Below are 26,131 nucleotides of genomic sequence, written 5' to 3' on the forward strand. Positions count from 1 at the left end.
AAAACTAAGGACGGATAATGATCAATCTGGATTTGCAACAACTGGTACAGGCACTCGACGCCGACAGCCGCCGCGACCTGGAAGCCGCCGCCGAACGCTGCGTCAGCCGGGGTGGCTCCAAGGTACTGATCGAAGACCTGCTCGATGGCCTGCTGAACCGTTCCGACAGCCTGCTGGTACGCGCATTGCCGGATGCCGGCAGCAGCGCCGATGAACTCGCGGCAGTACTGCAGCCCCGTCCGGAATCGGGCGCAACCAACAATCCGGTGTTCTCCACCGAGTTGGTGCAGTGGCTGCAGGATGCACTGCTGACGGCCTCGCTGGAACTCAAGCAAAGCCAGATCGACCAGGCGGCGCTGATTCTCGCTCTGCTGCGCAACCCGCTGCGTTATGCCGGAACCGCTTACATGGCGATCCTCGGCACCCTGAACGCCGAGCGCCTGGGTGAGTTCGCTCGCTCACAACAACCCGCTACCCCAGCGCCAGGTGGCACCGGGAACGGCGAATCAGCTCTGCAACGCTTCACCCATAACTTCACCCGCCAGGCCCGCGAGGGTCGGCTCGATCCGGTCCTCTGCCGCGATGCAGCCATCCGCCAGATGATCGATATCCTGGCTCGCCGCCGCAAGAACAACCCCATCGTGGTCGGCGAGGCCGGCGTCGGCAAGACTGCCATTGTCGAAGGGTTGGCGTTGCGCATCGCCCAGGGCGAAGTGCCGCCGGTACTGCAGAATACCGAACTGCTGTGTCTGGATCTGGGTCTGCTGCAGGCCGGCGCCAGCATCAAGGGCGAGTTCGAGCGGCGGCTGCAGGCGGTGATCGATGAGGTCAAGGCATCACAGCAGCCGATCATTCTGTTCATCGACGAAGCCCACACCCTGATCGGCGCCGGCGGTCAGGCCGGCGGCTCCGATGCGGCCAACCTGCTCAAACCCGCCCTCGCCCGCGGCGAGTTGCGCACCATCGCCGCCACCACCTGGAGCGAATACAAGAAGTACTTCGAGAAGGATCCGGCGCTGGCCAGGCGATTCCAGCCGGTGCAGTTGCACGAGCCGACGGTCAGCGAGGCGATCACCATCCTGCGCGGACTGGCACCAGTCTACGAGCAGAGTCATGGGGTCTACCTACGCGACGATGCGGTGGTCGCGGCAGCAGAACTGTCGGCCCGCTATCTGGCCGGCCGTCAATTGCCCGACAAGGCGGTGGATGTGCTGGACACTGCCTGCGCGCGGGTGCGTATCAATCTGGCGGCGGCACCTGAAGCCATCGAAAGCCTGCGTCAGGAGCTGGCCGAGGGCGACCGCCAATGCGACGCCATGCGCCGCGATCAACAGGCCGGTCTGGCAATCGATACCGAGGCCCTGGATCATCTGGAGAACCGGCTGCTCAGCGCCCGCAGCGAACTGATCGATATGCAGCAACACTGGGAAGCGCAACGGGATCTGGCGCTGCGCCTGCTCGAACTGCGCAAGCAATGCGCCGCCGCGCGCCAGGCCAACGAGGCAACAAGCGCAGATTTGCCGGAAGCGGAGACAGAAAGCGCCGACCTCGAATCTCGGCTGCGCGCGACCCAGGCTGAACTTCATGCTGCACAGGCTGATGGCGTGCTGGTCAGCCATGAAGTCTGCCCGCGCCTGGTCGCCGAGGTCATCAGCCACTGGACTGGCATTCCGCTGGCCCAACTGGCGCGCCAGCATAACGCCAAGGTGGCGACTTTCAGCGACGATCTGCGTCAACGACTGCGCGGTCAAGAGCAGGCCGTCCAGGCGGTGAACCGCGCCATCCGCGCCGCCGCCGCCGGCATGACACCAGTGGATGCGCCCACCGGTGTCTTCCTGCTCGCCGGCCCCAGTGGCGTCGGCAAGACCGAGACGGCGCTGGCACTGGCCGACCTGCTGTACGGCGGCGAGCGTTTTCTCACCACTATCAACATGTCCGAATTCCAGGAAAAGCACAGTGTGTCCCGGCTGATCGGCGCTCCGCCCGGCTACGTTGGCTACGGCGAAGGGGGCATGCTGACCGAGGCGGTTCGGCAGAAGCCCTATTCGGTGATTCTGCTCGACGAGGTGGAGAAGGCCGACCCGGATGTGCTCAACATCTTCTACCAGATTTTCGATAAGGGCGTAGCCAATGACGGCGAAGGCCGGGAGATCAACTTCCGCAATACCCTGATTCTGCTCACCTCCAATCTGGCGTCGGAGGTTATCGTCGAGCTGTGCCGCAGCGGCGAACGTCCCACCGCCGAACAGCTGGAACAGGCCATCCGGCCGACGCTGAGCCGCCATTTCAAGCCGGCGCTGCTAGCCCGCATGAAGGTGGTGCCTTATTACCCCGTCGCTGGCGAAGTCCTGCAGGAACTGGTTGCGCTGAAGCTGGAGCGCTTCGCCGAGCGGCTGCAGCGTCGCCGCTTGAGCTTCAGCCATACACCGGAGCTGGCCGCCCATTTCGCCGACCTCTGCGGCGACAGTGAGATGGGCGCCCGCCTGATCGATCAACTGATCGACCGGCATCTGCAAGCCATGACCGTCGATCGTCTGCTGGATGCGATGGCCACTGGCGAGACCCTGCGGCAGGTGCAGGCCACAGTCACTGACGAAGGGCGGGTTATCTGTGAATTCGCCTGAAGCACCGCTGATGTTCAGCCAGTTGCCGCAGCCATTGCGCTATGCCCAGGCACTGCTCGAACACTTCTCCCGGCTGGCAGGGCTGACCGACAGCCGCCGCCTGTGCCAGGGCCTGGTTGAGTCGGCCAGTCAGTTGACCGGCTGCGAACTGAGTCAGCTGTACCTGTTGGATGACACCCATACCCAACTGACCCTGGCGGCCGAATGGCATGAGAACAACTGGCAGATCCGGGAACAGGCCGGCTTGCCCAGCGACTATCACCGCGAACAGTTGCTGCAGTACTGCTTGTGCCAGAACCAGATATTGGCCATCGATACGCTCGACAGCAGCCTGCATGACACCGCTTTCCTGCCGGATAGTGCCACGCCGTGGCGCACCCTGCTGTGCCTGCCGCTGCTCTCCGAAGCCCGGCATGTACTCGGTGTATTGCTCACCGCCAGCACCCAGTCACTGCGCCTGGGCAACTTTGCCGACTCCCTGGGGTTGCTAGGCAACTTCACGGTGAGCCAGCTCGGTCTGCTGCAGCGGGTCGATACCGTGCCCGCCCCGGCCACGGCAGAGCCGGCACCGGATCGCCCCTGCCCCAGCGGCTACGGACTGATCGGTAACAGCCCGGCCATGCGCACGCTCTATCAGTTGCTCGGCAAGGTACTGCACAACCCCGTGAATGTGCTGCTGACCGGCGAAACCGGCACCGGCAAGGAGTTGGTGGCCCGCGCGATCCATGATTACGGTTTCCGGCGTACCCGCCCCTTCGTGGTGCAGAACTGCGCTTCGCTGCCGGAGAATCTGCTGGAAAGCGAGATGTTCGGCTACCGCAAGGGCGCCTTCAGCGGCGCCGACCGGGATCATACCGGACTGCTCGACGCTGCCGACACCGGCACCCTGTTCCTCGATGAAATTGGCGACATGCCGTTGAGCCTGCAGGCCAAGTTGCTGCGGGTGCTGCAGGAAGGCGAAGTGCGGCCACTGGGCAGCACCGACACACACAAGGTTGATGTCCGCATCATTGCTGCGACCCACCGTGACCTGAAGCTGCTGGTGGAAGCCGGCACCTTCCGTGAAGACCTCTATTACCGGCTGGCGCACTTCCCCATCGAGCTGCCACCACTGCAGGAACGTGGCCAGGACATCCTGCAGTTGGCCCGGCACTTTGCCGAACAGGCCTGCGTCTTTCTCCAGCGTCCGCTCTGTCGCTGGTCGCAGGCCGCCGAGTCGCAGCTGCTTGGCTACCCCTTTCCCGGCAATGTGCGGGAACTCAAGGGGGTAGTCGAGCGAGCCATTCTGCTGTGCGACGGCAATGAGCTGCTGCCCGAGCACTTCTCGCTGGAAGACGCCGCGGATACCAGTCGCAACCTGCGCGAGCGCCTGGAACAGGTTGAACGCAACCTGCTGATCGAATCACTGCGCCGCAACCAGGGCAACCAGACCAGTGCCGCCACCGAACTGGGATTGCCCCGCCGCACGCTGCTTTACCGCATGCAGCGCCTGAATATCTGTGCGGCGGACATCAGATCGCGGGAGAAAGCCGATGCCCGTCAATGACCGCCGCTTGAATTGCCCGGATAACCCAAGGAGTAGCAATAGATGATGTTCGGATCTTCCATTTCGACATGCGTGCAACAGTCCCGACGCCGCCGGCGTAGCCTGCTGCTACTGGCCATGACTCTGTGTCTGGCCGGCTGTGGTGCCAATTACAAGCTCAGCGACGGCGACTACCGTCCGCTGGGAGACCCCACCGCGGCCGAGCGCCGCCCGTAGCGCCAGGAGTACCTCACCATGGAATTGGTATTCGATGTGGTCAGCGCCCCGCAGCAGATGCCCGGTCTGGCCATCAGCAAGAGCTTCAAGCAGGCCGGCGGCATCATCGGCCGCGCCGACAGCTGTGACTGGGTGATCCCCGACACGCGGCGGGTCATCTCCGGCCAGCACGCACGTATCAGTCATCATGACGGTCATTTTTATCTGACCGACACCAGCAGCAACGGCATCGAGCTGACGGGCAGCGGCGAGCGACTGAACAAGGGCGAGCCCCAGCGCATCGAACATGGCAATGTGTACCGCCTTGGCGAGGTGGAGATCCGGGCACGGCTGATTCAGGACCCGTCGGTGTTCCTCGACCACGCCAGCGGCTCCCCCGGCGCGGACAATATCATCCCCGACGATGCCTTTCTCGACCTGGACCCGCTGAATGCGCTGGATCAGCAGGAGCGACTGTACAACGAGACCGATGAGCTGGCGATGCCCGGCCTGGCCCCTCAACGGCAGGCCCAGCAGGACTATGCACGTGTCGATATGGAAAGCCTGGCGGTGCCCGAGCTGGTCGCCCCACCGGCGCCCTCCGCCCCGGCGCCGGCCCCCGAGCAGGAACGCCAGCCGCCGCGTTTCTGGGAGCGTTTCGGCAGCGAACTGGGGATGGATCTGGAACAGCTGGATGATACGCAGCGCGAAGCGCTGGCGCTGCGTGTCGCCCGGCTGCTGAAGATCAGTGTGGGCAATCTGCAGCAGAGCCTGCGTACCCGCAGCGACCTGAAAAGCGAGATGCGCCTGGCCCAGACCACTGTGCAGACCGCTGGCAATAATCCACTCAAGCACAGCAGCGATGCCACCGCCGCGCTGACCATCCTGCTGCGCGACAGCGAGCCCGGCCAGTTGCCCGCGGAACAGGCGGTAAGCCGTGCGTTCCGGGATCTACAGGCTCATCAGGTGGCGCTGATCGCGGCCAGCCGTGCCGCCGTCAAGGGCATGCTGGAGCACCTGTCCCCCGAGCAGCTGACGCTGCGTTTCGAGCGGGAGAACAAGTCGCTGATCAGCACTGCAGGCGGTCGCTGGCGCGCTTATATGCGGCTGTACAACGCGCTGGAAGAAAACAATGAATGGAGCGAACGCCTGTTCGCCCGGGACTTTGCCACCGCCTACGAAGAACAGATTCGCCTTATCGCCACCCTCAACAATGACTTTCAAGGATGACTGCCATGCCGCGTCCCATGCTTTTGCTTGCTCTGTGCACCCTGCTCGCCCTGAGCGGCTGCTCGCCCTTTTCCAGCACCACCAAGCTGGACTTGACCCTCGAAGGCAGTCCCCGGTTGAACCCGGACATCAATGACCGCCCTTCACCGATCGTGGTCCGACTGATCGAGCTGCGCAATCCAGTGGCCTTCGAGAACACCGAATTCTTCTCGCTGTATCAACGCCCCCGGGAAGTGCTCACGCCCGACCTGGTAAGCCAGGAAGAGCTCGAACTGCGCCCTGGTGATAAGCGCAGCTACAAACTGTCGACGCAACCCGAGAGCCGCTATATCGGTGTGCTCGCTGCCTATCGCAACCTGCCCGAGGCCAATTGGCGCTACGTGATCCCGCTCAAGCAGAAGAGCCACAACCAGGCCGAGCTGTATCTCGACGCGCGGGGCATCAGCACGCCTGCATCCGCCAGGGAAGACTGATCATGGCCACACGTAAAGTCATATGGCAGGAAGGCATGCTGCTGCGTCCGCAGCACTTCCAGCAGAACGACCGCTACTACGATTACCAGTTGAAAGCCCGGACCCAGCGGCAAACCAGTTGCAGCTGGGGATTCTTCCAGCTGGAGATCGATCACCAGTTTCTCACCACCGGCAAGCTGGTGATCAACCAGGCCAGCGGGATCCTGCCCGACGGTACCCTGTTCGAACTGGGTACCGAGCAGGAGCCCCTGGCGCTGGATATTCCACCCAATACCAGCAACACGCCGGTCTATCTCACCCTGCCCCTGGTCAGTGGCAATCACATCGAGGCCCGGCGACCGGAGCAGAAAGACGTGCTCGCCCGTTACGTTGCGCGCCAGGCCGAGGTAGCCGACTCCAACGCGGGTGACAGCAGCTCGGCTCAGGTCAGCTGCGGCCAGCCGGATTTCCGGCTGCAGCTGGCAGATGGTGAAGAGAGTCAGGCCTGTGTGCAACTCAAACTGTGCCAGGTATTGGATACCACCCCCGACGGTGTGGTGAGCCTGGATCAGGATTACATCGCCACCCACCTGCACTTTCAGACCAGCCCCTTCCTCCAGTCCTGCGTCAAGGAAGTTGTCGGCATGCTCGCCCACCGCGGTGACATCCTGGCCGAGCGTGTGCGGGCAACCGGCAAGACCGGTGCCGCGGAAGTGGGCGACTTTCTGATGCTGCAATTGATCAACCGTGTGGAGCCGGTGCTGCGTCACTATCTGACCCAGGAGCAAATCCATCCCGAGCAGATCTATCGCGATCTGCTGGCAATGCTCGGCGAGCTCTCAAGCTACTCCGGTGAGGCCCGCCGACCGCGGCTGGAAGGCCGCTATCAGCACAGCGATCAGGGCACCAGCTTCCGCAAGTTGATGACCGCCATCCGCCAGGTGCTGTCCATGGTGCTGGAGCAGCACGCCATCGAGATGGCCCTGCAGCAGCGCCAGTACGGTATCCAGGTGTCGCCGCTGAACGATCACAAGCTGCTCGGCAATGCCTCCTTCGTACTCGCAGCCAGTGCCCATTGCGACTCAGAGGAGCTGCGCCAACGCCTGCCCGCCCACCTCAAGGTCGGTCCGGTGGAACGCATCCGTCAATTGGTCAACCTGCATCTGCCCGGCATCCGCATTCGGCCCATGCCAGTGGCGCCACGGCAGATCCCCTTCCATTCGGGCAAAACCTATTTCGCGCTGGAACTCAGCTCCGAAGACCTGGCACAGCTGGAACGTTCAGGCGGTTTCGCCTTCCACGTTTCCGGCGAATTCCCCGGGTTGGAAATGATGTTCTGGGCCATCAGGAGCTGACATGACAATCAGGGAACCACATCACGGCCAGGATGACCAGACCGTCATTCTCCACCGCGGCAACGAAGCGCCGGCACAGACTGCGCTGACCGACTTCACCCCACCGGCGAAGTTCGAGCAACTGGATGAGCGCATGATCTATGCGGCGCGGGTACGCCCCGCCGAAAGCTTCAATCTCAGTCTGAACCCGCTCACAGGTGCCGCGGCGACGCTGCTGTCCGAAGTGGTGCGGCTCAAGCACAGCCATACCACCGAGGACCTGCCGCACCTGCGCGAGCGGCTGATTACCGAGATCAAGCTGTTCGAGCACCGCACCCTGCAGGAAGGCATGGAAAGCAGCCAGGTAATGGCTGCTCGCTACGTTATCTGCACCACCCTTGACGAGGCGGTGGTCACCACCCCCTGGGGCAATGAAAGCGAATGGTCACAGATGAGCCTGCTCAGCAGTTTCCATAACGAGACCTTCGGTGGCGAGAAGTTCTTCCTGCTGCTCGAGCGTCTGTCACGCAATCCGGTGAAGCACCTGGCCATGCTGGAGTTGATGTACCTGTGCCTGTCCCTGGGCTTCGAAGGCAAGTACCGCGTGCTGCCGCGCGGCATGCAGGAACTGGAATTGATCCGCGACAGCCTGTTCCGCCAGATCCGCCAGCTGCGGGGCGACATCCCGCGGGACATTTCTCCCCACTGGGAAGGTTTGCAGCACAAGGGTGGCCAGTTGATCCGGATCATCCCCGGCTGGTTGGTGGCGTTGTCCACGGCAATCTGCCTGGCAGTGATGTACGGCGGATTCAGTTGGGTCCTCAGCGAACAGCGCGCCAGCGTACTGCAGCCCTGGATCAGCCAGGCTCCGGTTGAAAGCTCATTGTCATCCAGGGAAGACGGCCAATGAATATCAGATCTGTTTTGTATCGCGCTCTCGCATTGTTTCGCCAGGGCTGGGCCTTGAGCCTGTGCGTCGTACTGGCATTGGCTGTGCTGGTCTGGTTCAGCGGCCCGTTGCTGGCCATCAATGACCGCAAGATCCTCGCCCCGGTCGCCAACCGCCTGCTGCTTATCAGCCTGATCGTCCTCGTCTGGGGCTTGTGCATGGCTTTCGTCCATTGGCGCAACGGCAAGCAGAAGAAGGCCGAGGAGGACGACGAACAGGCGCAGGAACGCCTGCGCCGCGAAGGCATCATCGTCGAAGAGCAGTACGAGCTGCACAACCGCTATCGCAACGCCGTCCGCACCCTGCGCCGCTCCAGTTTCTACCGCGGGCGCAGCGAACGCTGGCGCAGTGAGCTGCCCTGGTACCTGTTGATCGGCCCCCAGGGCAGCGGCAAGACCAGCCTGCTGGATTTTTCCGGCATCGAGTTCCCGCTGAACAAGAGCGAAAAGGGACGCATGACCCGGGATATTTCCCCGACTCGCCATGCCGACTGGTATTTCGCCGAGCATGCGGTGCTGATCGATACCGCCGGCCGTTATCTCACCCAGCCGGACAACCAGATCGACGGCCTGGCCTGGCAGACCCTGTTGACCCTGCTGCGTCGCCGCCGGCCGCGCCCGCTCAATGGCGTGCTGGTGAACGTGCCCATGGATCAGCTACTTGGCCAGAACGAGCTGGGTCTGGAAACCCTGGCCCGGCAGACCCGCCAACGGCTGCTGGAGATCAACCAGAAGCTGGGCATGGACGTGCCTGTTTATCTGGTGCTGAGCAAGGCCGATGAACTGCTCGGCTTCGATGAGTACTTCGATCAGTTGGCGCGCGATGAAGCCGATCAGGTACTGGGCGCGACCTTCGGGGAGGGCCAGGACAGCACCAGTATTCAGGTTGTTCGCGAGGAGTTCGAGGAACTGTTGCGCCGACTCAACAGCCAGGTCATCTCCCGCCTGCATCAAGAGCGCGACACCCAGCGCCGCGGCCGCATCCTGGACTTTCCCCATCAGTTGGGCCAGATCGGCGAGCGTCTCGGTCTGTTCATCGAACTGGCCTTCTCCGGCAATCGCTACCAGCAGGCAACGCAGCTGCGCGGGTTCTATCTGACCAGCGCACCGCACCTGCAGAGCCAGGTCGACCCGCTGACTGCCAGCATCGGTCAGAACCTGTCGCCATTGGCCAGCGAGTTGCCGTCGTTGCGCAGCGGCCAGGCGCGCTTCATCCAGCATCTGCTCAGTCGGGTGGTGTTTCCTGAATCCGAGCTGGCCGGGCTGGATCAGCGCGAGGTGAAACGCATCAACTGGCGTCAGCGCAGCATGTATGCCTGCGCCGTCGTCTGTCTGATGGCGCTGGGCATTACCTGGACCAGCGGCTTCTCCAACAACCATGACCGCCTCGAACGGCTGCGGGAAATGGGCCGCGAACTCGGCCAGGAACGCCACGGTATCGAGTCACGGGATGACGCTCGGGATATTCTCGGCGTGCTCGATGCCAGCTATGCGGCCAGTCAGTTGTTCCCACCGGCGGACCAGGTTGCCTGGCGCCATCGCGGCGGGCTGTATCAGGGTGAGAAGGTAGAATCGACGCTGTACCAGGCCTACCGCCGGGATCTGGAAACCTTACTGCTGCCGCGGGTCGGCCAGCAGCTGGAACGGCAGATTCGCTACAGCATGAACAACCGCGAACGCCTGCTGGATAACCTGCGTGCCTATCTGATGCTCAACCTGGAAAGGCGCCGGGATGCCACTTGGTTGCAGAACTGGATGGCCGCCGACTGGTCACGTTTGTACCCCGGCAACAATCGCGTCCAGGAAGGGCTGAATAACCACTTCCGCCGCCTGCTGGACGAGTCGTTCTCGCCCTACCGGCTCAATGGCCGCCTGGTTGCCGAAGCGCGACTGCAGCTGCGTAGCGAATCCCTGGCCAGCATTCTGTACCGCAGCCTGGGCGAACAGGCCGAGAGTCTGCCGGAGTACCGTCTGGCCCACCATCTGGGTCCCAACGCCACACTGGTCACCGGCAGCAACTACGGCATTCCCGGTTTCTACACCCGCAAGGGCTACCAGAAGATGTTCGCCGACCGTGGCGCAGGATTGGTGGGCAATATTCTCAAGGACAACTGGGTACTCGGCGAGAATGACAAACTCAGCAGCAAGGACATGGAGCGGCTGCAGGCGGAAATGGAACAGCTGTATTTTCAGGATTATGCCAACTACTGGTCCGAGGCGTTGTCACTGCTGAAATCCGAACCGCTGATCAATGCCAATCAAGCAGCGCAGCAACTGGCCGGCCTTACCACCTCCAGCTCTCCGTTGCTGCGCTTGCTTACCGAGGTGCGTGATAACACCCGGTTCACAATGGTCGAGCCACCCGTCGATGGCCTGCCGGATACGGATAGTCTGTCGGTAGTCGGCCCCGCGACCAACAATGCTCGGCAACTATTGGAGCGCCGCTTTGAGCCGCTGCATCGCCTGCTCGACGAGCAGGGTGCCGCCAGCCCCGAACTGGCCACCGCCATGCAGGCCCTCAACGGTCTGCAGCAGCAATTGTCCGGATTGGCCCATGCCAGCTCACCGCAGCAGGCCGCCTTCGAGATGGCCAAGGTACGCATGACCGGTCGCCAGGATGCAATCAACCAGGTACGCGCCAATGCCGATCTGTTGCCCCAGCCGATCGGCAACTGGTTCAGCAGCATGGCGGCAGAAAGCTGGATGCTGGTGCTGGATGATGCTTACCGGTACATCGCCGAGCGCTATCGCAGCGAGTTCTATGCGCCCTACCGGGCCTCCCTGCACCAGCGCTACCCCTTCCTCGCCAACACTGAAAGCGAAGTGGCTCTGACCGATTTCCGTGAATTTTTCAAGGTCCATGGCGTGGCGGACAACTTCTTCGATAACTACTTGCGTCCCTTCGTCAGTGGCAGCGCCAACCGCTACCACCTGCGCCGGGTCGATGGGCGCGGCCTGCCGTTGTCCAGTCAGTTCCTGGCGCAGATGAGCCGTATTCAAACCATTCGCAAAAGCTTCTTCAGTGAAAGCCCCGACGAGCCGCAGATCCTGTTCAAACTGGAACCTTACTCGCTGGATTCCAGCCTCGGTCGCGCGAGTTTCCGCTTCGGCGACCAGAATATGGAGTATCGCCATGGCCCCATCGTGCAGACCCCGTTCCGTTGGCCGGCAACGGCGGAAGATGGTCGCATCACGCTGACCGTGGAGGATCTGGGTGGCAAGCGCACCAGTATCGAACAGAACTCCGGCGCCTGGTCGCTGTTCCGCCTGCTGGATCAGATGGAAGTCGCCCATCACAATGACCGCGATGTATTGCTGGTCAAGGCCAGTCTGGGCGGCATGCGAGCGAACTACCTGCTGCACAGCCAGCGCTCACCCAACCCATTCGATATCAGTCTGATGCGCGGCTTCAGTCTGCCGGCGAAACTGTAATGGCAGCGACGTCAGGCAGCTGGCGCTGCGCCGCCCGCACCGATACCGGCAAGGTGCGGGCGCGCAACGAGGATGCCTTTCTCGCCCTCCCCGAGCTGGGTCTGTGGATTGTCGCTGATGGCATGGGTGGCCACCAGAACGGCGACCTGGCCAGCCGCCTGATCGTCGAGCGACTGGCCGAGCTGCCGGATTTCCTCGACCTGGATCAGCAGGTCGACTGGCTACGCTCGACGCTGCATAGTTTGAACCGGCATCTGGCCCTGGACCTGACAGTACATGCTGATCAACCCGAGACCATCGTCGGCAGCACCGTGGTTGCGCTGCTAGCCCGTGGCGATCAGGCCTGCTGTCTCTGGGCGGGCGACAGCCGTTGCTATATGTGGCGTGGTGGGCGGCTGTTTCAGCTTTCCCACGATCACTCGTTCATGGAGGAGCTCATCCGCGATCAGCGGATGAGCCCAGCCGAGGCGGCGCGACACCCGTCAGCGCGTGCGCTGACCCGAGCTATTGGCGCCCATGAAAAACTCGATCTGGACATGATCCGCTTCACCGTCTATCCGGGCGACACCCTGCTGCTGTGCAGCGATGGGCTCTACCAGAGCCTGCTGCCCGACACCATCGGCGCAGCGATGAACCTACCCTCGCCCTCCCTGGCACTCCAGCGACTGTTCAATCAATGTCTGGCCGGCCCGGCGCGGGACAATATCAGTGCCGTGGTAATCCGCCGCTGAAACATGGATACCGAGATGACGACCACAGAGAAAAAGCCACAGTCTTCCAAACTCACCCGCCTCGCCCGCGCGGACGACGGAGCGCCTGCACCGGACAAACCAGCAGCCGGCAGCGCCGAGGTACTGCCGCAGGTACTGTGCAAACGTTATCGTATCGAACGGCTGCTGGGCGTGGGCGGCATGGGCGCCGTGTATCGAGCGAAGGACCTGCTGCGCGCCCATTTCGGCGACCCCGAACCCTGGGTGGCGTTGAAAGCACTGAATGAAAGCTTTCTGGAATATCCCGATGCCAACGCCCTGCTCTACAGCGAGTACGCCCTGACCAACCGCCTGCACCACGCCAATATCGTACGGCTGCATGACTTCGCCATCGACCGTCCGAGCCAGCGCGCCTTCATCACCATGGAACTGCTCAAGGGCCCGACGCTGGATCAATTGATCGAAGCGCACCCCGCCGGCCTGCCCTGGAAAGAATTGCAGAACGTCGCCATACCTCTGTTACAGGCGCTGGTCTGTTCCCATAGCCATGGCGTGCTGCATGGCGATCTCAAACCGAGCAACGTCATTCTCACGGAAGATGGAGTGCGGCTGTTCGATTTCGGCCTGGGACAGGCCATGGATGGGTTGCTGCCGGGGTTACCACGGCTCAGCCGCAAACGCATCGCCGCCTGGACCCCGCGTTATGCGGCACTGGAACTGATCAATGGCGAACCACTGACCGCCTCGGCGGACGTCTACGCCATGGCATGCATACTCTATGAATTGAGTGGCGGGCTGCACCCGTTCAGCCGGCTGACCGCGCAGCAGGCCAAAGACATGCAGCAGGACCAGTCATTGCAACGCCCCACCAATCTGCCCGCCCACTGCTGGCCCGCCCTGCGCAACGCCCTGTCCTTCGACCGGCAGCTGCGCACCATGGATGCTGCAGGTTTGCTTGAGGTGTTCAGCGCCGCGAACCCGAACCGGTTCTTAACCATGCTGCGGACCTGTCTGCCTGTCCGCAGCCGTGGATAGATCCGACGCGCACCGGCGCTTCGAGAGTTAGCGGAACCCGAGGAACGACAGGATAGCCAGGACAATTACCACAGCGCCGACGATGTAAACGATATTATTCATGGGATTACCTCTTGCTGGTGAAAAGCTGAACCACAATGTTCCGCGGTCCCAACGTAACGAAGAGGCTTCTGCTTGCCAAAAACCCCTCCCGCTGTGGTTTTGGACAGCACCGTTTCCGGAAAAGTTTGGTGCAAATTCCCGTTGGGACTTGCATGAAAAAAGGGAGCCCGAGAGCTCCCTTTTTCAATCACCGAAAGTGATCAGCTATTAACGAACACCCGAGGAGCGCAGGGCTGCCGGGGTGAATTCGTTGTACGAAGGCGTCATACCGAACGTGGGTGCGGAAGACTCTTCGTTGTACATGCCCAGAGCGATGTAACGGCCTGCCAGCAGGTCGTACAGGGTCTCGGTGCTGTAGCCCGGCAGTTGCTCGTTGTAGGCGTGGGCCAGGTGACCTTCGGCTACGCGCCACAGGGTGCCGCGACCATCGTAATGGTCAGCCAGGTTCAGCATCCAGGAATCTTCGTCGAAGAAGAAGTTACGCTGGGCGTAGATATGACGCTGGCCGTCCTTCACGTTGCCCTGCACTTCCCACACACGGTGCAACTCGAAGCGAGTGTGTTCCGGGTTGATGTGACCGGCCTGCAGAATGTCGCTGTACTTCAGGTCCGGATCAGACAGCTTGTAGCTGTTGTACGGAACGTAGATTTCCTTCTTGCCGACCAGCTCCCAGTTGTAGCGATCCGGCGCGCCACTGAACATGGAGAAGTTGTCGGTGGTACGCATACCGTCGGAAGCGGTACCCGGGCCGTCATAGGCTACCTGCGGTGCACGGCGTACACGACGCTGACCAGCGTTGTAGACCCACGCCATGCGCGGCTCCTTCAACTGGTCCAGGGTGTCGTGAACCAGCAGCACGTTACCGGCCAGACGTGCCGGCGCGTTCACCCGCTGCTTGAAGTACACCAGGATGTTGGCGGCCTTCTCCAGATCCACGTCAGGCATGAACTGCGGATAGGCAACGTCTTCCTCGAACTTGATCAGGGTGTAGGAGCCGTTGGTCTGCGGCATGGCCTGCACGTAGGAACGATGAATGTTCTTGCGATACCGAGTCAGGTGGTTCCATACCACTTCACCACCGGCCTTGGGAATCGGGAAGGCAAAGCTGCCGTGGGTGAAGTTGTCGATACCGTCGCCGCCATTGACCAGCTTGGCCTTACCGGCGGTCTGCTTGATCTGGTCGTAGACCGATTGCGGCAGAGCGACGCTGCGATGGCTCTGGTACACCGGCATGCGGAAGGTTTCCGGGTAGCGCTCGAACATGGCGATCTGGCCGGGAGTCAGATTGTCCTTGTGCTCCTGGTAGTTCTGGGCGGTGATGACAAACTCGGGCTGCTCGTTTTCATAGGGGTTTTCCCAGAAGCCGCGCTCGATCTGCTTGCCAGCATCCCTGGCCAGACCACCGGTCCACTCGGGGATGGTGCCGGCAGCGTTGCCGGCCTTTTCCGCACCGACCGGCGTCAGGCTGTTACCCAACTGGTCGATTTCCGCCTGGGTCAGGCTCTGCGCCATAACGCCAGTGGCAATCATGCTCAGGGCCAGACCACATGCACCCAATACTGTTTTTTGCATACGCATATTATTTTCTCCTAAACCTTAGAAGCTTACGCCGAAGCTGACAGCGGCGAAGTCGCGGTCGACCAGAGTGTTGTACTTGCCATCAAAGAAGTTGGTGTAGCTGAGGCTGGCGTTGTACTTGTTGGCATAGTCGGCATTCACCCCGACGCTGATCGACTTGGCATTTTCCACGAAGTTCGGGCTGTAGCCTTCAACGTCGTGCGACCAGGCGATGTTCGGGCTCAGGTTGATACCGGCAATCACGTTGCTGTAGTCCAGGGAGGCACGCAGACGGTAGCCCCAGGAGAAGTCGGTATAGAAACCATCGTTCTCGCACCAGCTCGCACCGTGCGGGTTATCTGCAACATTGGAATCGCAGCTACCATCGGCGTAGGGGCTTTGACCAAACAGCGAGTCGCGACCGAACTTGGTTTCCCCGTTGCCGCTACCGATGCCACTGATATAGTTCGCACCGACCTCACCGATCAATGCCAGGCGGCTCGCACCCATAACGCGATCAATAAAATGGACCGCGCTCATGGACGCCTGCCAGAACTCCTTGCGCTCATAGCCTTGGAGATAATCGCCGACCTGAACCTCGCCGGGCTGGTAGCGGTGCGTATTATCAGCAGCGCCAGCCCCTAAATACAATGCAGCGCGACTCATGTCTCCAGTATTGATCTGCAGCGGCATATTCGGACGATAGCTGATCTCACCAGCTACAGACATACCGCCAATGTCGGTACCAAAGCTGATGCCATACAGACGAATGTCTTCCGGATATTCAAAGAAATAGCCAGCACCGCCGGCGCCGCCATCATAACCTGGTGTTGGGGCTTGGCCAGCCAACAGACCACCTACCTCGTTTGAGTATACGGGGCCTCGGCTATGGTAATTCATTGCGTAGAAGCCGAACTCAGTGTTGTTCAACTCTGGCACAAACCAGCGGAACGCCACCCCGAACTGGCCGCTATCACTGGCGTCTTTATCTTTCTGGGTACGGGCGATATAGAAAGGAGCTTGAGCCTCCCCCTGTGGGAAATCTACACCATTAAAGATCAACCGGTCGGTGCAACCACGCGCCGCCACGTCAGTAGTGGAGAAGAACGTACCGCAGTTATCCGCAACAGTGCCATGCCACTTGAGCTGGTAGAAGGCTTCCATGCTCAGGTTTTCAGTCAGGCCCTGGGAAATGTACAGCATCTCGACCGGCAGCAGACCTTCCTTCAGCTCGGCGCCGGGACGGCGGAAAGCGGAGGCATCGATGGGGTTGATTGCGTTGATACCGTTCTGGATGAAGACACCTTCACCCCAGCTGACCACCTGACGGCCCAGACGGACGTTGCCAGGGTTATTGCCAATGGCGTAGTTGTGATAAACGAACGCGTCCAGCAGTTGGATACCCGCGCCTTTCTGCAGCGGATGACGACCGGAATCATCGATATCGTAGAAATCCTGGCTGCCGTCTTTGGTTTCAAAGTCGTACCAGTAATTGCCACGAATGAAGGCACCCGAGTCCCCGTAGCGCAGCTCGAGATCATGGGAGCCCTTGAAAATTTTGGAGAAAACATCGCCTTTGTCGTAGTTCAGGCGACCATCATCGGAGGTACGTGCTGCAGCTTCACCACCTTCACTGCGCAGATAATACAGGCGCTTGTCCCGGCCAGCGGTAGACATGCTCGCCCCGATCGACAGCTGCGAATCCAGCTGAGCCTCGACTTCCCCGATGTTGAAACTGACTGCGTTTGCAGAACCTGAAAAACTGGCCAATCCGATAGCCAGGGGCAAGGCCGCGAGCGACCAAGCATGCATTTTTTTTGTCATTGTGCTGCTCCGTTTGGGTGACATGAACCTGTGTATCAAAGAGACACGTTCAGGACATTTCCGAGTCTGTCACGAGCACCACAGAAAGAACCTGTCTTGGATGGCCAAATCATTTGTCCTAAGCGGCCATTCATCAAACAAATCTGACCAATCAGCCATTTCAAACCAGCTTGACTCCAATGGAGCATCCCCACGCAACAAAATTGCAAGTCAAACGAATGTTTGATAGAAAGAGAGCTCTGGACAAGGAGTTCAGCAGCCATACCGGCATCGCGGCAGGAAATGAATACAAGGCGGGTTTTCGCAAAGGAGCCAAAAAGCGCTCTTCACCCTAACAGGTGATCGCTCATAGCCCTTTGCCATGCTATTCATTTTCAAGTTTCGCCACGCGAAATACGATTTCAGTCGAAAACGGGTTGTCAGCAGCGTTGCAGTTTAACATCAATGAGACAGAGTATTGATGTGTTCACATCCCAAGCATTAGAGGGAGTAGTATGCCGGGAAGCCTGAATGAGCAGTCGAAACCACGTGTCCGGGAGCATGGTTTCTGGGTCTCCGTGATCGAACGCGCGCTGGGGCATTATGGCGTGGGGTTGGCACAATCGAGTCTTGCGTACAACCTGACCAATGGCAGTCGGCCCGATACCCCCTTCATTGAGCAGGCCAGCTGCAACCTGGTGTGGGCAGAAGCCAGCCGTCTAGCTGATGATGACCTGTTCGGCCTGCGGCTCCAGCGATTGTTCACTCCCACCGTATTCAACTTGCTCAACCTGTCAGCCAGCGCGTGCGGCAGTGTCGCTGCGGCCCTGGGGCATCTGATTCGATTCTTTCCAATCATCAGTAGCCAGGTGCGCCTGGAGCTGCAACGCGACGCCGACGAATCCTGGCTGCTGATCCTTCCGGTTGGTAAACCCCATACCCAACAACTCGAAGCCATGCTCGGTTATCTCGGCCATCTGTTGCAGCAGCTCGATCCCGGCAGCGACGGTCTGCTCAAAGGCGCCAGCTTATACCGGCCGAACCTGGATCTCGACCATTGTCGGCGTCTGCTGGGTTGCGAAGAGATTCATAACAGTGAGGTATACGGCCTGGCCATGCCCCAGGCGCTGCTGGAAAAACCTCTGCCCAGTGCCGATCCTTTTATCGCCACCCGTTTGACCGAAACCCTGCAAGATATGCTTGCCAATCTGCCCTCCCCTGATCTGGCCGAACAGGTCAAACGCAGGGTTCAGCTGCTGCTGGGTTCCGGTGATATCTCGGTAGAGCGCATCGCCGGCCCGATGAATATCAGCCCACGCCATCTGCGGCGCAAATTGAGCCAGGAAGGAACGTCTTACGAGCAGCTGGTAGATGAAGTACGCCGAGAAACCGCCATGCGCATGATTGGTGAGGGTCAGCTTTCACTGACCAGTATTGCCTACGAGCTGGGTTTTCTCGATCCAAGCAGCTTCACTCGAGCCTTTCGCCGCTGGACAGACATGAGTCCCACCAACTTTCGGCAACGGGTTACCGAGTCGTCGACTGGACGCTGAGTGGGGCCACCGAGCGGCAATAGCGCTTTGTCTCCCATATTCCTCCCCCCTGATGTACTCGCTTGCTCTTGAAACAACAAATCCCGGAAATCCGGGATTTGTTGTTTCGTCCGATCCTATTATTGAAATAGTAGATTCGGCAGGTAGGTCACAATCTGGGGAAAGATCATCATGATAATGATGGCGAGGACTTCCAGAAGAACAAATGGAATGACAGACGCATAAATGTCTTTCATCGTTATGCCAGGCGGCACTATCGCTTTCAAATAAAACAGGTTGAAGCCCAGCGGGGGCGTCATGTAACCGATTTCCATGTTGATCACGAACAGGATACCGAACCAGATCGGGTCAAAACCCAACGCATCCACAATCGGCAGAAATACCGGCAGGGTGATCAGCATGATACCCAGTGGATCGAGGACCATTCCCAGCAGGAAGACGATGATCATCATCGCGATGATGATACCCCAGGGGCCACCGGGGATCAGTTGCATCAGGCCTTCAATCAGCTGTTGCGCGCCCATGCTTTGATAGGCTGCACTGAAGGCATGCGCAGCAAACAGGATCCAGGCAATCATCCCTGTCAGCTTGAGCGTCCGGATGCTTGCTTCATGCACCATGGAAAAGCTCAACTGGCGGTAAACGGCGGCAGATATCAGCGCCCCCAGCACCCCCATTGCAGCTGCCTCAGTAGGCGTAGTCAGACCGCCGATAATGGAACCCATGACCATTACCACGACCAGGACAGGCAGAACGACCGACCTCACAGCACGGAACTTTTCCGGCCAGCTTGCCCTCTCGCTTGCTGGCAACGCAGGTGCCAGCTCAGGCTGGAGAAAGCTTCGGATAATGACATACAGCACGGTAATTACGATCAGCAGCAGGCCCGGCAGGATACCTGCGGCAAACATCTTGCCAACAGAGACACCGGAAATGAGGGCATAGAGGATCATCATGATACTCGGTGGTATCAGAATCCCCCAACCACCGCCCGTATTGATCACGCCCAACGCCATACGCTTGTCGTATCCGCGCTGGAGCATCGCCGGCAGAGCGATCGTACCCATTGCCACGACGGCAGCGCCGCTGACCCCGACCATTGCGGCAAATATTGCACAAATGCCGAGCGTACCCACGGCCAGCCCGCCACGCATACCACCAAACCATAGATGCATCATATGGTATAGATCGCGTGCCACGCCGGTACGTTCGAGGATCATCGCCATGAAAACATATAGCGGGATCGCAACCAATGTAAAACTGCCCATGCTGCCGTAGATCTGCGACGACACCATGTAAAAAGACTCGATCCCCCAGGTAAAGTAAAGAAATACGACGGAGACACCGCCAAGTACGAAGACCAGGGGGAGCCCTAAGAGAATAAATAATACCAAGGCACCGAAAAAAAGTAGGGTAAGAACTTCAACGCTCACAGTGTATCCCCTGCTTCACCTGTTTCATCTGCATTGGGACACTTAACACCCAAGGCAATGGCAATATCCTGAATAAGTTTAACAATACCCTGCAGCAGCAAAAGGCCTGCGCCGATAGGGATTGCCAGTTTGATCGGCCAGATAGGAGGGTTCCATGCGGAATAGGACGTTTCCCATGTAGCGATTGATTCTTTGGCCATCTCGTACCCAAACCAACCGAATGCCATAACAAATATAAAGAAGAGAACGGAAGTGAAGATGTCGACTGTCGCCTGGACTCGCCGGGGCAATGTGGCATGGAAAATATCGACATTTACATGTCCGCGGTGCGCCAGAATGTAACCGCCGGACAACACTGCATAAAGACCAAAGAGCATCTGGGTAAGCTCATTCGTCCAGACAGTCGGCGCATTAAACAGATAGCGGAGAAAAACTTCTATTAAAATAAAAACAAAGATAGGAATAACGAGGTAGGCAAGAATACGACCGACCCACTCATTGACTTTCGTCACGCCATTCATGAATGCAGAAATTGCACGCATTATACCCTCCCCGGATATATGTATGGCCTATTAAGACTCCCCGGACGCTATGCACCCCCGGGGATATGGATCGATTAAAGGTAACCCAGTTCGCCCAGGAATTCTTTAAGCATGCTTAATGCCTTTTTGGTATTGTCGCTGCGCTGACCTTCCTTCTCCCACTGCCCTTCTGCCACACTCATCAAATGTTCCATTACCGGCTCGGGCAGAGTGTTGACTTGCACGCCCTGCTCGGCAATCGCGTTGGCCAAAGCAACACGTTCCTGGTAGAGGTACTCATTAGTGCGGAACCAGAACTGCTCTTCCAGCGCCTGCTTGACGATCTCTTGCAGGTCCTCTGGCAGCTTGTCGAGAGAACGCTGGCTCACGATATTCACGTCTGTACCGGCAATGTTCAGGGCAGGCTGTACGTGATACTTCGCAATCTCGTACAACGCCATGCTATCAGCACCTTGCGAACCGCCCCAGTGCGCACCGTCCACGATTCCCCCATCCAGCGCAGAATAGAGTTCACCGCCCGGGATATAGGATGCTGCTGCGCCACCCGCTGTCAGAAAGCTCTGCAGTGCGCCGGAGGAGCGGATCTTGAGCCCCTGAAAGTCTGCAAGATTATTGACCGGGCGCTTCAGGACCATCTCGGTGGGATAGATTTTGTCTGTAGACCAATACACGTTATGAGCAGCGGCCTCTTCCTTCAACATATCCTCAAAGCCCATGACCTTATGAAAATAGGTCGCTTCCCAGACATTACGAAACGCAAAAGGCAAGCCAGAAGCAATACCAGCGAGACTGATACGATTCTGGGCATATGAGGGCGAGATTGTTCCCATATCGATAATGCCGCGACTGACAGCATTGAATGTTTCTTGCGCACTGAATAGCGACCCTGCTTCAAACAACTGAAGTTTCAGGCGCCCATCAGAACGCTCTTCGATAATGTTCTTTATTCTGACAAGGCTATCTTCATAGGATGAACTTGATCCAGGCCAGTGCGACTGCACACGCCACGTTATGGAATCGTCAGAAAGTGCTGCAGTGGAAGTGATGGTTGTAGCCGTAGCCAGAGCCAAGGACGCGGCGACAACACCTAACTTGTGACGAAGAGTTCTAAACAACATGGCGGCCTCATTTCATTATTTATTATTAGTTTCGCTGTGCGAAATACTGCTCCACATGGCGACACAGAGAATCAAACCATAGCACACAAAAAGGTGATCGCAACATCCCTTTTTCCACCCTCCTAAAGTAGGGTTGGCATCCCGTTCGGGCCCGTTACGCTGTGACGCACCCTCTCTATATCAGTCTTTTCCAAACGGCAGAGCTTAACAAGATAGTAAGACAGATCTCAAAAGACCAGTCGTCGGATAAAAATGCATATTCAATTTGATGATAAGACCTATTTCGCCTGGTGATATCAGGTTTCATTGCCATTGACTTGCTATCCCAACAACTGTCCAATTCATTGCCCATGAATAAGCCACAGTAACAACAGAACAAAACAAGTAAAAACACCGATTAGAGACATAACAGAAAAAAGACTCAAGGCGGAATATAACTCAATGTTCACTCATCACTACGCTGTCTGGCCGAAACATCTTCCTAAAAGCCTGCCGTTACCCGAAACCAGCCTTGTAACCAACTTGGAGATATCTGCCCGGCGTTATCCGGCCAGGCCAGCCATCATTTTCTACGATACTACGATCAGCTATGCGGAACTCCTGAGCGAAGTGGAATCCCTGGCAGGCTGGCTGCAGAAAAAAGGTCTGAAAAAGGGTGATCGAGCACTGCTTTACATGCAGAACTCCCCCCAATACGTCATAGGTTATTACGCCATTCTGCGTTGCGATGGCATTGTGGTACCGGTAAACCCGATGAACCGCACAACTGAGTTGGAGCATTACGCTTCCGATACTGATGCAGAGTTCTGTCTCGCCGGTTATGAGCTGATGAGTCATGTTTCGCCGCTACTCGGCAAGACCAGCCTCAAGCATATCGTTGTGTCCGCCTACGGCACTCGCTTGCGCGCCCCCACTGACCTTGAGCTGCCAGAAGAGGTAGCGACCTCCCCAGGCCGCTTCGATGAAGGCTGTACCAATTGGGATGAAGCGCTGCAGTCCGGGCACAAGCCCACCCCCTACACTGCGGGCCCTGACGACCTGGCACTTATTCCCTACAGCTCGGGCACTACCGGTGCTCCCAAGGGTTGCATGCACACCCACCGCTCGGTCATGACAACAACGGTACAACGTGTGGTCTGGAACAGCGCAACGGTCAACTCCGTGCAACTGGCAACTCTCCCCTTTTTCCATGTGACCGGCATGCAAGCGTCCATGAACGGCCCGATTTATATCGGCGGGACCAGTGTGATCATGACGCGCTGGAATCGCACCGTAGCCGCACAGCTGATTGAGCGTTACCACGTTACCGGCTGGGCCAACATTGTCACCATGGCGGTGGATTTCTTGCTCAATCCGGAGCTCGACAGGTACGACGTCTCCTCTCTGACTCATATAGGCGGCGGCGGGGCATCCATGCCGGAAGCGGTGGCTGCCAAACTCTACCGCCTCACAGGGCTCCATTACATAGAAGGTTATGGCCTCTCGGAAACAATCGCCGCAACGCATACCAACCCGCCGGACGCGCCCAAGCCCCAATGCCTGGGTATCCCTATGTTTGATGTTGACTCACGGATCATCAACCCCGACACCCTGGAGCTGCTGGGGCCGGGGGAAGTAGGTGAGATCATCAGCCATGGACCGCAAGTTGCCCAAGGTTACTGGAACCGTCCGGATGAAACCGCGGCGGCATTCATTGAGCTGGAAGGCAAGCGATTCTTCCGCACCGGCGACCTGGCCCGCTATGACGACAATGGTTACTTCTACATGGTCGATCGCATCAAGCGAATGATCAATGCCTCGGGATTCAAGGTCTGGCCATCTGAGGTGGAAAGCATGATGTATCAAAACCCCCTCGTTCAGGAGGTATGCATCATTTCATCACCGGATACCAAACGCGGCGAAACAGTAAAAGCCTGCGTTGTGCTATCGGCTGATGCAGACCCGCAAACGGCCGAGCAGGAAATCAGCTCCTGGTGCAAAAGCAACATGGCTGCCTACAAGACTCCCCAGGTCTTCGAATTCGTATCCGCGCTGCCCAAATCCTCATCCGGAAAAATCATGTGGCGCGAACTCCAAGAGCAGGAACACCACAAGATCGGGCACTAAGTGCCCCCACAAGGAGGTAGGAAATCCATCCGTTTGGCCTAGAGCCTGACTCATTTAATAAAAAAGAGATTTCAATGATCAGACCAACCGTTTTTTTTAGAAAGCGCCCACTTGCAACTACCATCGCCTGTCTGGGGTTGCCCATCATGTTGATGGGCGCCGGGTCCGCAGCTGCTCAGAATGGAGAGATAGAAGCGTTGCGGCAACAGCTTAGAGCTCTTGAACAGAAGCTTGACGAAGCTACCGCTCGCATTGAAGCCGAAGCGGCAGCCGCTCGCAACGATGCACAAGAAGTACGCAGCGAGTTGGCCTCGCAACAAAAAAACAACATAGAGACCCGGGAAGCAATCGCCAAGTCCGATCTGATCGTGCGAGAAGGCAAAGGCATCAAGATCGGCGACACCACTGTCACCGTGAGCGGTTTCATCAAAGCGGACGCGGTCTACGCTTCCGGGGGTGACGGCAGCAAGAATAACCGTACCCTGGGCCAAGCAGCCAATTTTGCCGAATTCGCCCGTTCGGATAATGCTGATCGGTGGCGCCTGGGCTCCAGCATTCGGGAAAGCCGCTTCGGCCTGCGCACAGCCACCCCGGATGTGAATGGTCGCGATCTCACCACTTATCTCGAGTTCGATCTTCATGGTTCCGAGGATGGTGCCAATGAGTTTGTTTCCAACAGCTACAACCCTCGAATACGCCTAGCTTATGCTTCCTGGGGCGATTGGACTGTGGGGCAGGATGTCACGACCTTCTCCGAACTCGCAGCGATCCCGGAAATTCTCAATCAAGGCAAGATGGCAGCTTTCATTTATGCTCGCCAACCGCTGCTGCGATACAGCATGAATGCACCGGGCGGCCGTCTCTTTGCCGCCCTGGAAAACCCGGAAGACGGCGATCACGATCAGGCCTTCCCTGATGCGGTCCTGCGCTATCAGGTGCGCAACGATTACGGCACCTACGCCCTTGCGGTCATGGCACGCACCCTCGAAAAAGGAAGCACCGGCGATCGCTCGTTGCAAGGCGCAACATCCCTGTCGGCACGCATCCCCACTATTGGCAAGGATAACCTGCGGCTACAGTACAGTTACGGTGCCTTGGGCCGCTATGCGGGGCTGAGAACGTTCCAGGATATTCTGAATACCGACGGTACGGATGTTAATGGGGATACTGTTTACGGCGACCTCAAGCCTGCTGTCTCCTACGGCGCAACCGCCGCCTATCAGAGACACTGGTCACCGAAATGGCGTTCCAACCTGAGCCTGTCGCAAGTGGAAATGGTGACCGATACCGACCCGCAGGAACTGGGCCGCTATTTTGATCGCTTCTCTTCCGCCCATCTGAACCTGCTGTATGCCGCCACAGACCGCATCACGCTGGGATTGGAATACGCATATTGGGACTTCGCTGCCATTGAGCAGTCCACGTCATATCAATATGAGCAGGTGATGGCGTCAGCCAAGGTTGATTTCTGAATCGGCACCAATAACGCAGCCCCATTGCCGGGGCTGCTTCTTACCAACCATCGATCTTATTCATTCTTGATAAACAGTAGCGTCATTCTGTCACTCTCGCCGATCGACAAATATTGCGCCCGATCTTTATCACCAAGACGCAATGTCGGTGGCAGAGTCCATACCCCTTCCGGGTGTGTGGTGGTATCCCGTGTATTCTGGTTGACGGGGCTGCGGGACAACAGCTCAAAGCCTGCCTCCTCTGCCAACTCCACAATCAGCTCTTCAGTCACATAGCCAGTCCGGATCATCGTTTCCAGGTCGGTACCAATACGCGCACGGTGCTCCACCAGCCCCAGCATGCCGCCCGGTTTCAGCGCCGCATGCATTTTCCTGAATACCAACAAGGCCTCATCTCTTCCCTGCGCCAACCAATTATGGACATTGCGGAAGGTCAGGACACGATCCACCGAAGCTGGCGGCGCGATAGGTGTTTGTGGATCGTAATTCAGCACGGTCAGCTCAACATCACCGTATACCTCAGGCGATTTGTCCAGCTTTGCCTGGAATTCCGCCCGGGACTTGCGGAAAAACTCCAGTTCGCTGTCAGGGTCGAAATGCGCGGCAATATATAACCCCTCATCGCGCAGGAGGGGAGCAAGAATCTCGGTATACCAGCCATCGCCCGGCCAGATCTCGACAACGCTGTGCTGGGGTTCGATTGCGAAGAAGGTCAGAGTCTGCTCAGGATTTCTGGCTGCATCGCGCATCACATTACTGATTGACCTCACGCTACTCCCAACCGCTTGCTTTATCACCCCCTGTTGCTCTGCATCCAGTCTCGGCGCGGTAGTGTTTTCCTGCGCACTGACGAGGCTGGCCAAAAGCACCAGGATGCCGCCAATTACTATCTTCAACATCATCAACTCCATGGGAGAAAAAATTAGCTCGTGCGCATGA

General features: G+C 58.6%; 19 protein-coding genes. 13 read left to right on the forward strand and 6 right to left on the reverse strand.

Annotated elements, in window-relative coordinates; genetic code table 11:
• The first annotated feature begins 17 nt into the window (after positions 1–17).
• The 10 genes from tssH to BM267_RS11460 are packed head-to-tail and all read left to right on the forward strand — an operon-like array spanning position 18 to position 13,506.
• The gene (gene tssH, locus BM267_RS11420; protein WP_074780611.1) at positions 18–2,624 is read left to right on the forward strand and encodes a type VI secretion system ATPase TssH; all 2,607 of its coding nucleotides are present in this window, start codon (positions 18–20) and stop codon (positions 2,622–2,624) included.
• Between the two features lie 10 nt (positions 2,625–2,634).
• Positions 2,635–4,170, forward strand: coding sequence for a sigma-54 interaction domain-containing protein (locus tag BM267_RS11425; protein WP_074780608.1), 1,536 nt, complete (start codon positions 2,635–2,637; stop codon positions 4,168–4,170).
• 42 nt (positions 4,171–4,212) lie between these two features.
• On the forward strand, positions 4,213–4,386 hold the full coding sequence (locus BM267_RS17010; RefSeq protein WP_407920280.1) for a type VI secretion protein: 174 nt from the start codon (positions 4,213–4,215) through the stop codon (positions 4,384–4,386).
• A gap of 18 nt (positions 4,387–4,404) precedes the next feature.
• Entirely contained in the window at positions 4,405–5,595 is a 1,191-nt protein-coding gene (gene tagH, locus BM267_RS11430; protein WP_074780603.1) for a type VI secretion system-associated FHA domain protein TagH, read from the forward strand.
• A gap of 5 nt (positions 5,596–5,600) precedes the next feature.
• Entirely contained in the window at positions 5,601–6,068 is a 468-nt protein-coding gene (tssJ, locus tag BM267_RS11435) for a type VI secretion system lipoprotein TssJ (protein WP_036991085.1), read from the forward strand.
• A gap of 2 nt (positions 6,069–6,070) precedes the next feature.
• Positions 6,071–7,402 carry a type VI secretion system baseplate subunit TssK gene (gene tssK, locus BM267_RS11440; protein ID WP_036990446.1) on the forward strand — a complete coding sequence of 444 codons (1,332 nt, stop codon included), beginning with the start codon at positions 6,071–6,073 and terminating at the stop codon, positions 7,400–7,402.
• Between the two features lies 1 nt (position 7,403).
• Positions 7,404–8,291: a type IVB secretion system protein IcmH/DotU gene (icmH, locus tag BM267_RS11445; protein WP_074780601.1), complete on the forward strand. Its 888-nt coding sequence runs from the start codon at positions 7,404–7,406 to the stop codon at positions 8,289–8,291.
• Between the two features lie 2 nt (positions 8,292–8,293).
• On the forward strand, positions 8,294–11,761 hold the full coding sequence (tssM, locus tag BM267_RS11450; protein ID WP_074780697.1) for a type VI secretion system membrane subunit TssM: 3,468 nt from the start codon (positions 8,294–8,296) through the stop codon (positions 11,759–11,761).
• Entirely contained in the window at positions 11,761–12,492 is a 732-nt protein-coding gene (locus tag BM267_RS11455) for a PP2C family protein-serine/threonine phosphatase (protein ID WP_074780599.1), read from the forward strand. Before tssM ends, BM267_RS11455 begins: the two co-directional genes overlap by 1 nt.
• 15 nt (positions 12,493–12,507) lie before the next feature.
• Positions 12,508–13,506: a serine/threonine-protein kinase gene (locus tag BM267_RS11460; protein WP_074780596.1), complete on the forward strand. Its 999-nt coding sequence runs from the start codon at positions 12,508–12,510 to the stop codon at positions 13,504–13,506.
• 309 nt (positions 13,507–13,815) lie between these two features.
• On the opposite strand, the gene BM267_RS11465 is transcribed toward BM267_RS11460, so the two are convergent.
• Together BM267_RS11465 and BM267_RS11470 are read right to left on the reverse strand one after the other, a co-directional pair.
• Positions 13,816–15,180, reverse strand: coding sequence for a DUF1329 domain-containing protein (locus BM267_RS11465; protein ID WP_074780694.1), 1,365 nt, complete (start codon positions 15,178–15,180; stop codon positions 13,816–13,818).
• 24 nt (positions 15,181–15,204) lie between these two features.
• Positions 15,205–16,989, reverse strand: coding sequence for a DUF1302 domain-containing protein (locus tag BM267_RS11470; protein WP_074780592.1), 1,785 nt, complete (start codon positions 16,987–16,989; stop codon positions 15,205–15,207).
• A 494-nt stretch (positions 16,990–17,483) separates the two neighbouring features.
• On the opposite strand from BM267_RS11470, the gene BM267_RS11475 reads away from it, so the two are divergent.
• Positions 17,484–18,521 (forward strand): helix-turn-helix domain-containing protein, encoded by a 1,038-nt coding sequence (locus BM267_RS11475; protein ID WP_051610970.1) that lies wholly within the window; start codon positions 17,484–17,486, stop codon positions 18,519–18,521.
• 119 nt (positions 18,522–18,640) lie between these two features.
• Here the strand turns inward: BM267_RS11475 and BM267_RS11480 are convergent, their stop codons facing one another.
• The 3 genes from BM267_RS11480 to dctP form a co-directional block, all read right to left on the reverse strand.
• Positions 18,641–19,954, reverse strand: coding sequence for a TRAP transporter large permease (locus BM267_RS11480; protein ID WP_074780589.1), 1,314 nt, complete (start codon positions 19,952–19,954; stop codon positions 18,641–18,643).
• Positions 19,951–20,496 (reverse strand): TRAP transporter small permease subunit, encoded by a 546-nt coding sequence (locus tag BM267_RS11485; RefSeq protein WP_036990455.1) that lies wholly within the window; start codon positions 20,494–20,496, stop codon positions 19,951–19,953. The genes BM267_RS11480 and BM267_RS11485 overlap by 4 nt, the downstream gene beginning before the upstream one ends.
• A 74-nt stretch (positions 20,497–20,570) precedes the next feature.
• Complete coding sequence (gene dctP / locus BM267_RS11490; RefSeq protein ID WP_074780586.1) at positions 20,571–21,614, reverse strand: TRAP transporter substrate-binding protein DctP; 1,044 nt, start codon at positions 21,612–21,614, stop codon at positions 20,571–20,573.
• Positions 21,615–22,055: 441 nt separating this feature from the next.
• Between dctP and BM267_RS11495 the strand changes: the two genes are divergently transcribed.
• Both BM267_RS11495 and BM267_RS11500 read left to right on the forward strand, forming a co-directional pair.
• Entirely contained in the window at positions 22,056–23,720 is a 1,665-nt protein-coding gene (locus BM267_RS11495; protein WP_074780583.1) for a long-chain fatty acid--CoA ligase, read from the forward strand.
• A gap of 74 nt (positions 23,721–23,794) precedes the next feature.
• Positions 23,795–25,192 (forward strand): DcaP family trimeric outer membrane transporter, encoded by a 1,398-nt coding sequence (locus tag BM267_RS11500; protein ID WP_218144722.1) that lies wholly within the window; start codon positions 23,795–23,797, stop codon positions 25,190–25,192.
• A gap of 56 nt (positions 25,193–25,248) precedes the next feature.
• On the opposite strand, the gene BM267_RS11505 is transcribed toward BM267_RS11500, so the two are convergent.
• Positions 25,249–26,091 (reverse strand): class I SAM-dependent methyltransferase, encoded by an 843-nt coding sequence (locus tag BM267_RS11505; RefSeq protein WP_074780579.1) that lies wholly within the window; start codon positions 26,089–26,091, stop codon positions 25,249–25,251.
• Positions 26,092–26,131 lie beyond the last annotated feature (40 nt).

Origin of the sequence: Halopseudomonas bauzanensis (genome assembly GCF_900114735.1) — a bacterium.
In the GTDB taxonomy this organism is placed as follows: domain Bacteria; phylum Pseudomonadota; class Gammaproteobacteria; order Pseudomonadales; family Pseudomonadaceae; genus Halopseudomonas; species Halopseudomonas bauzanensis.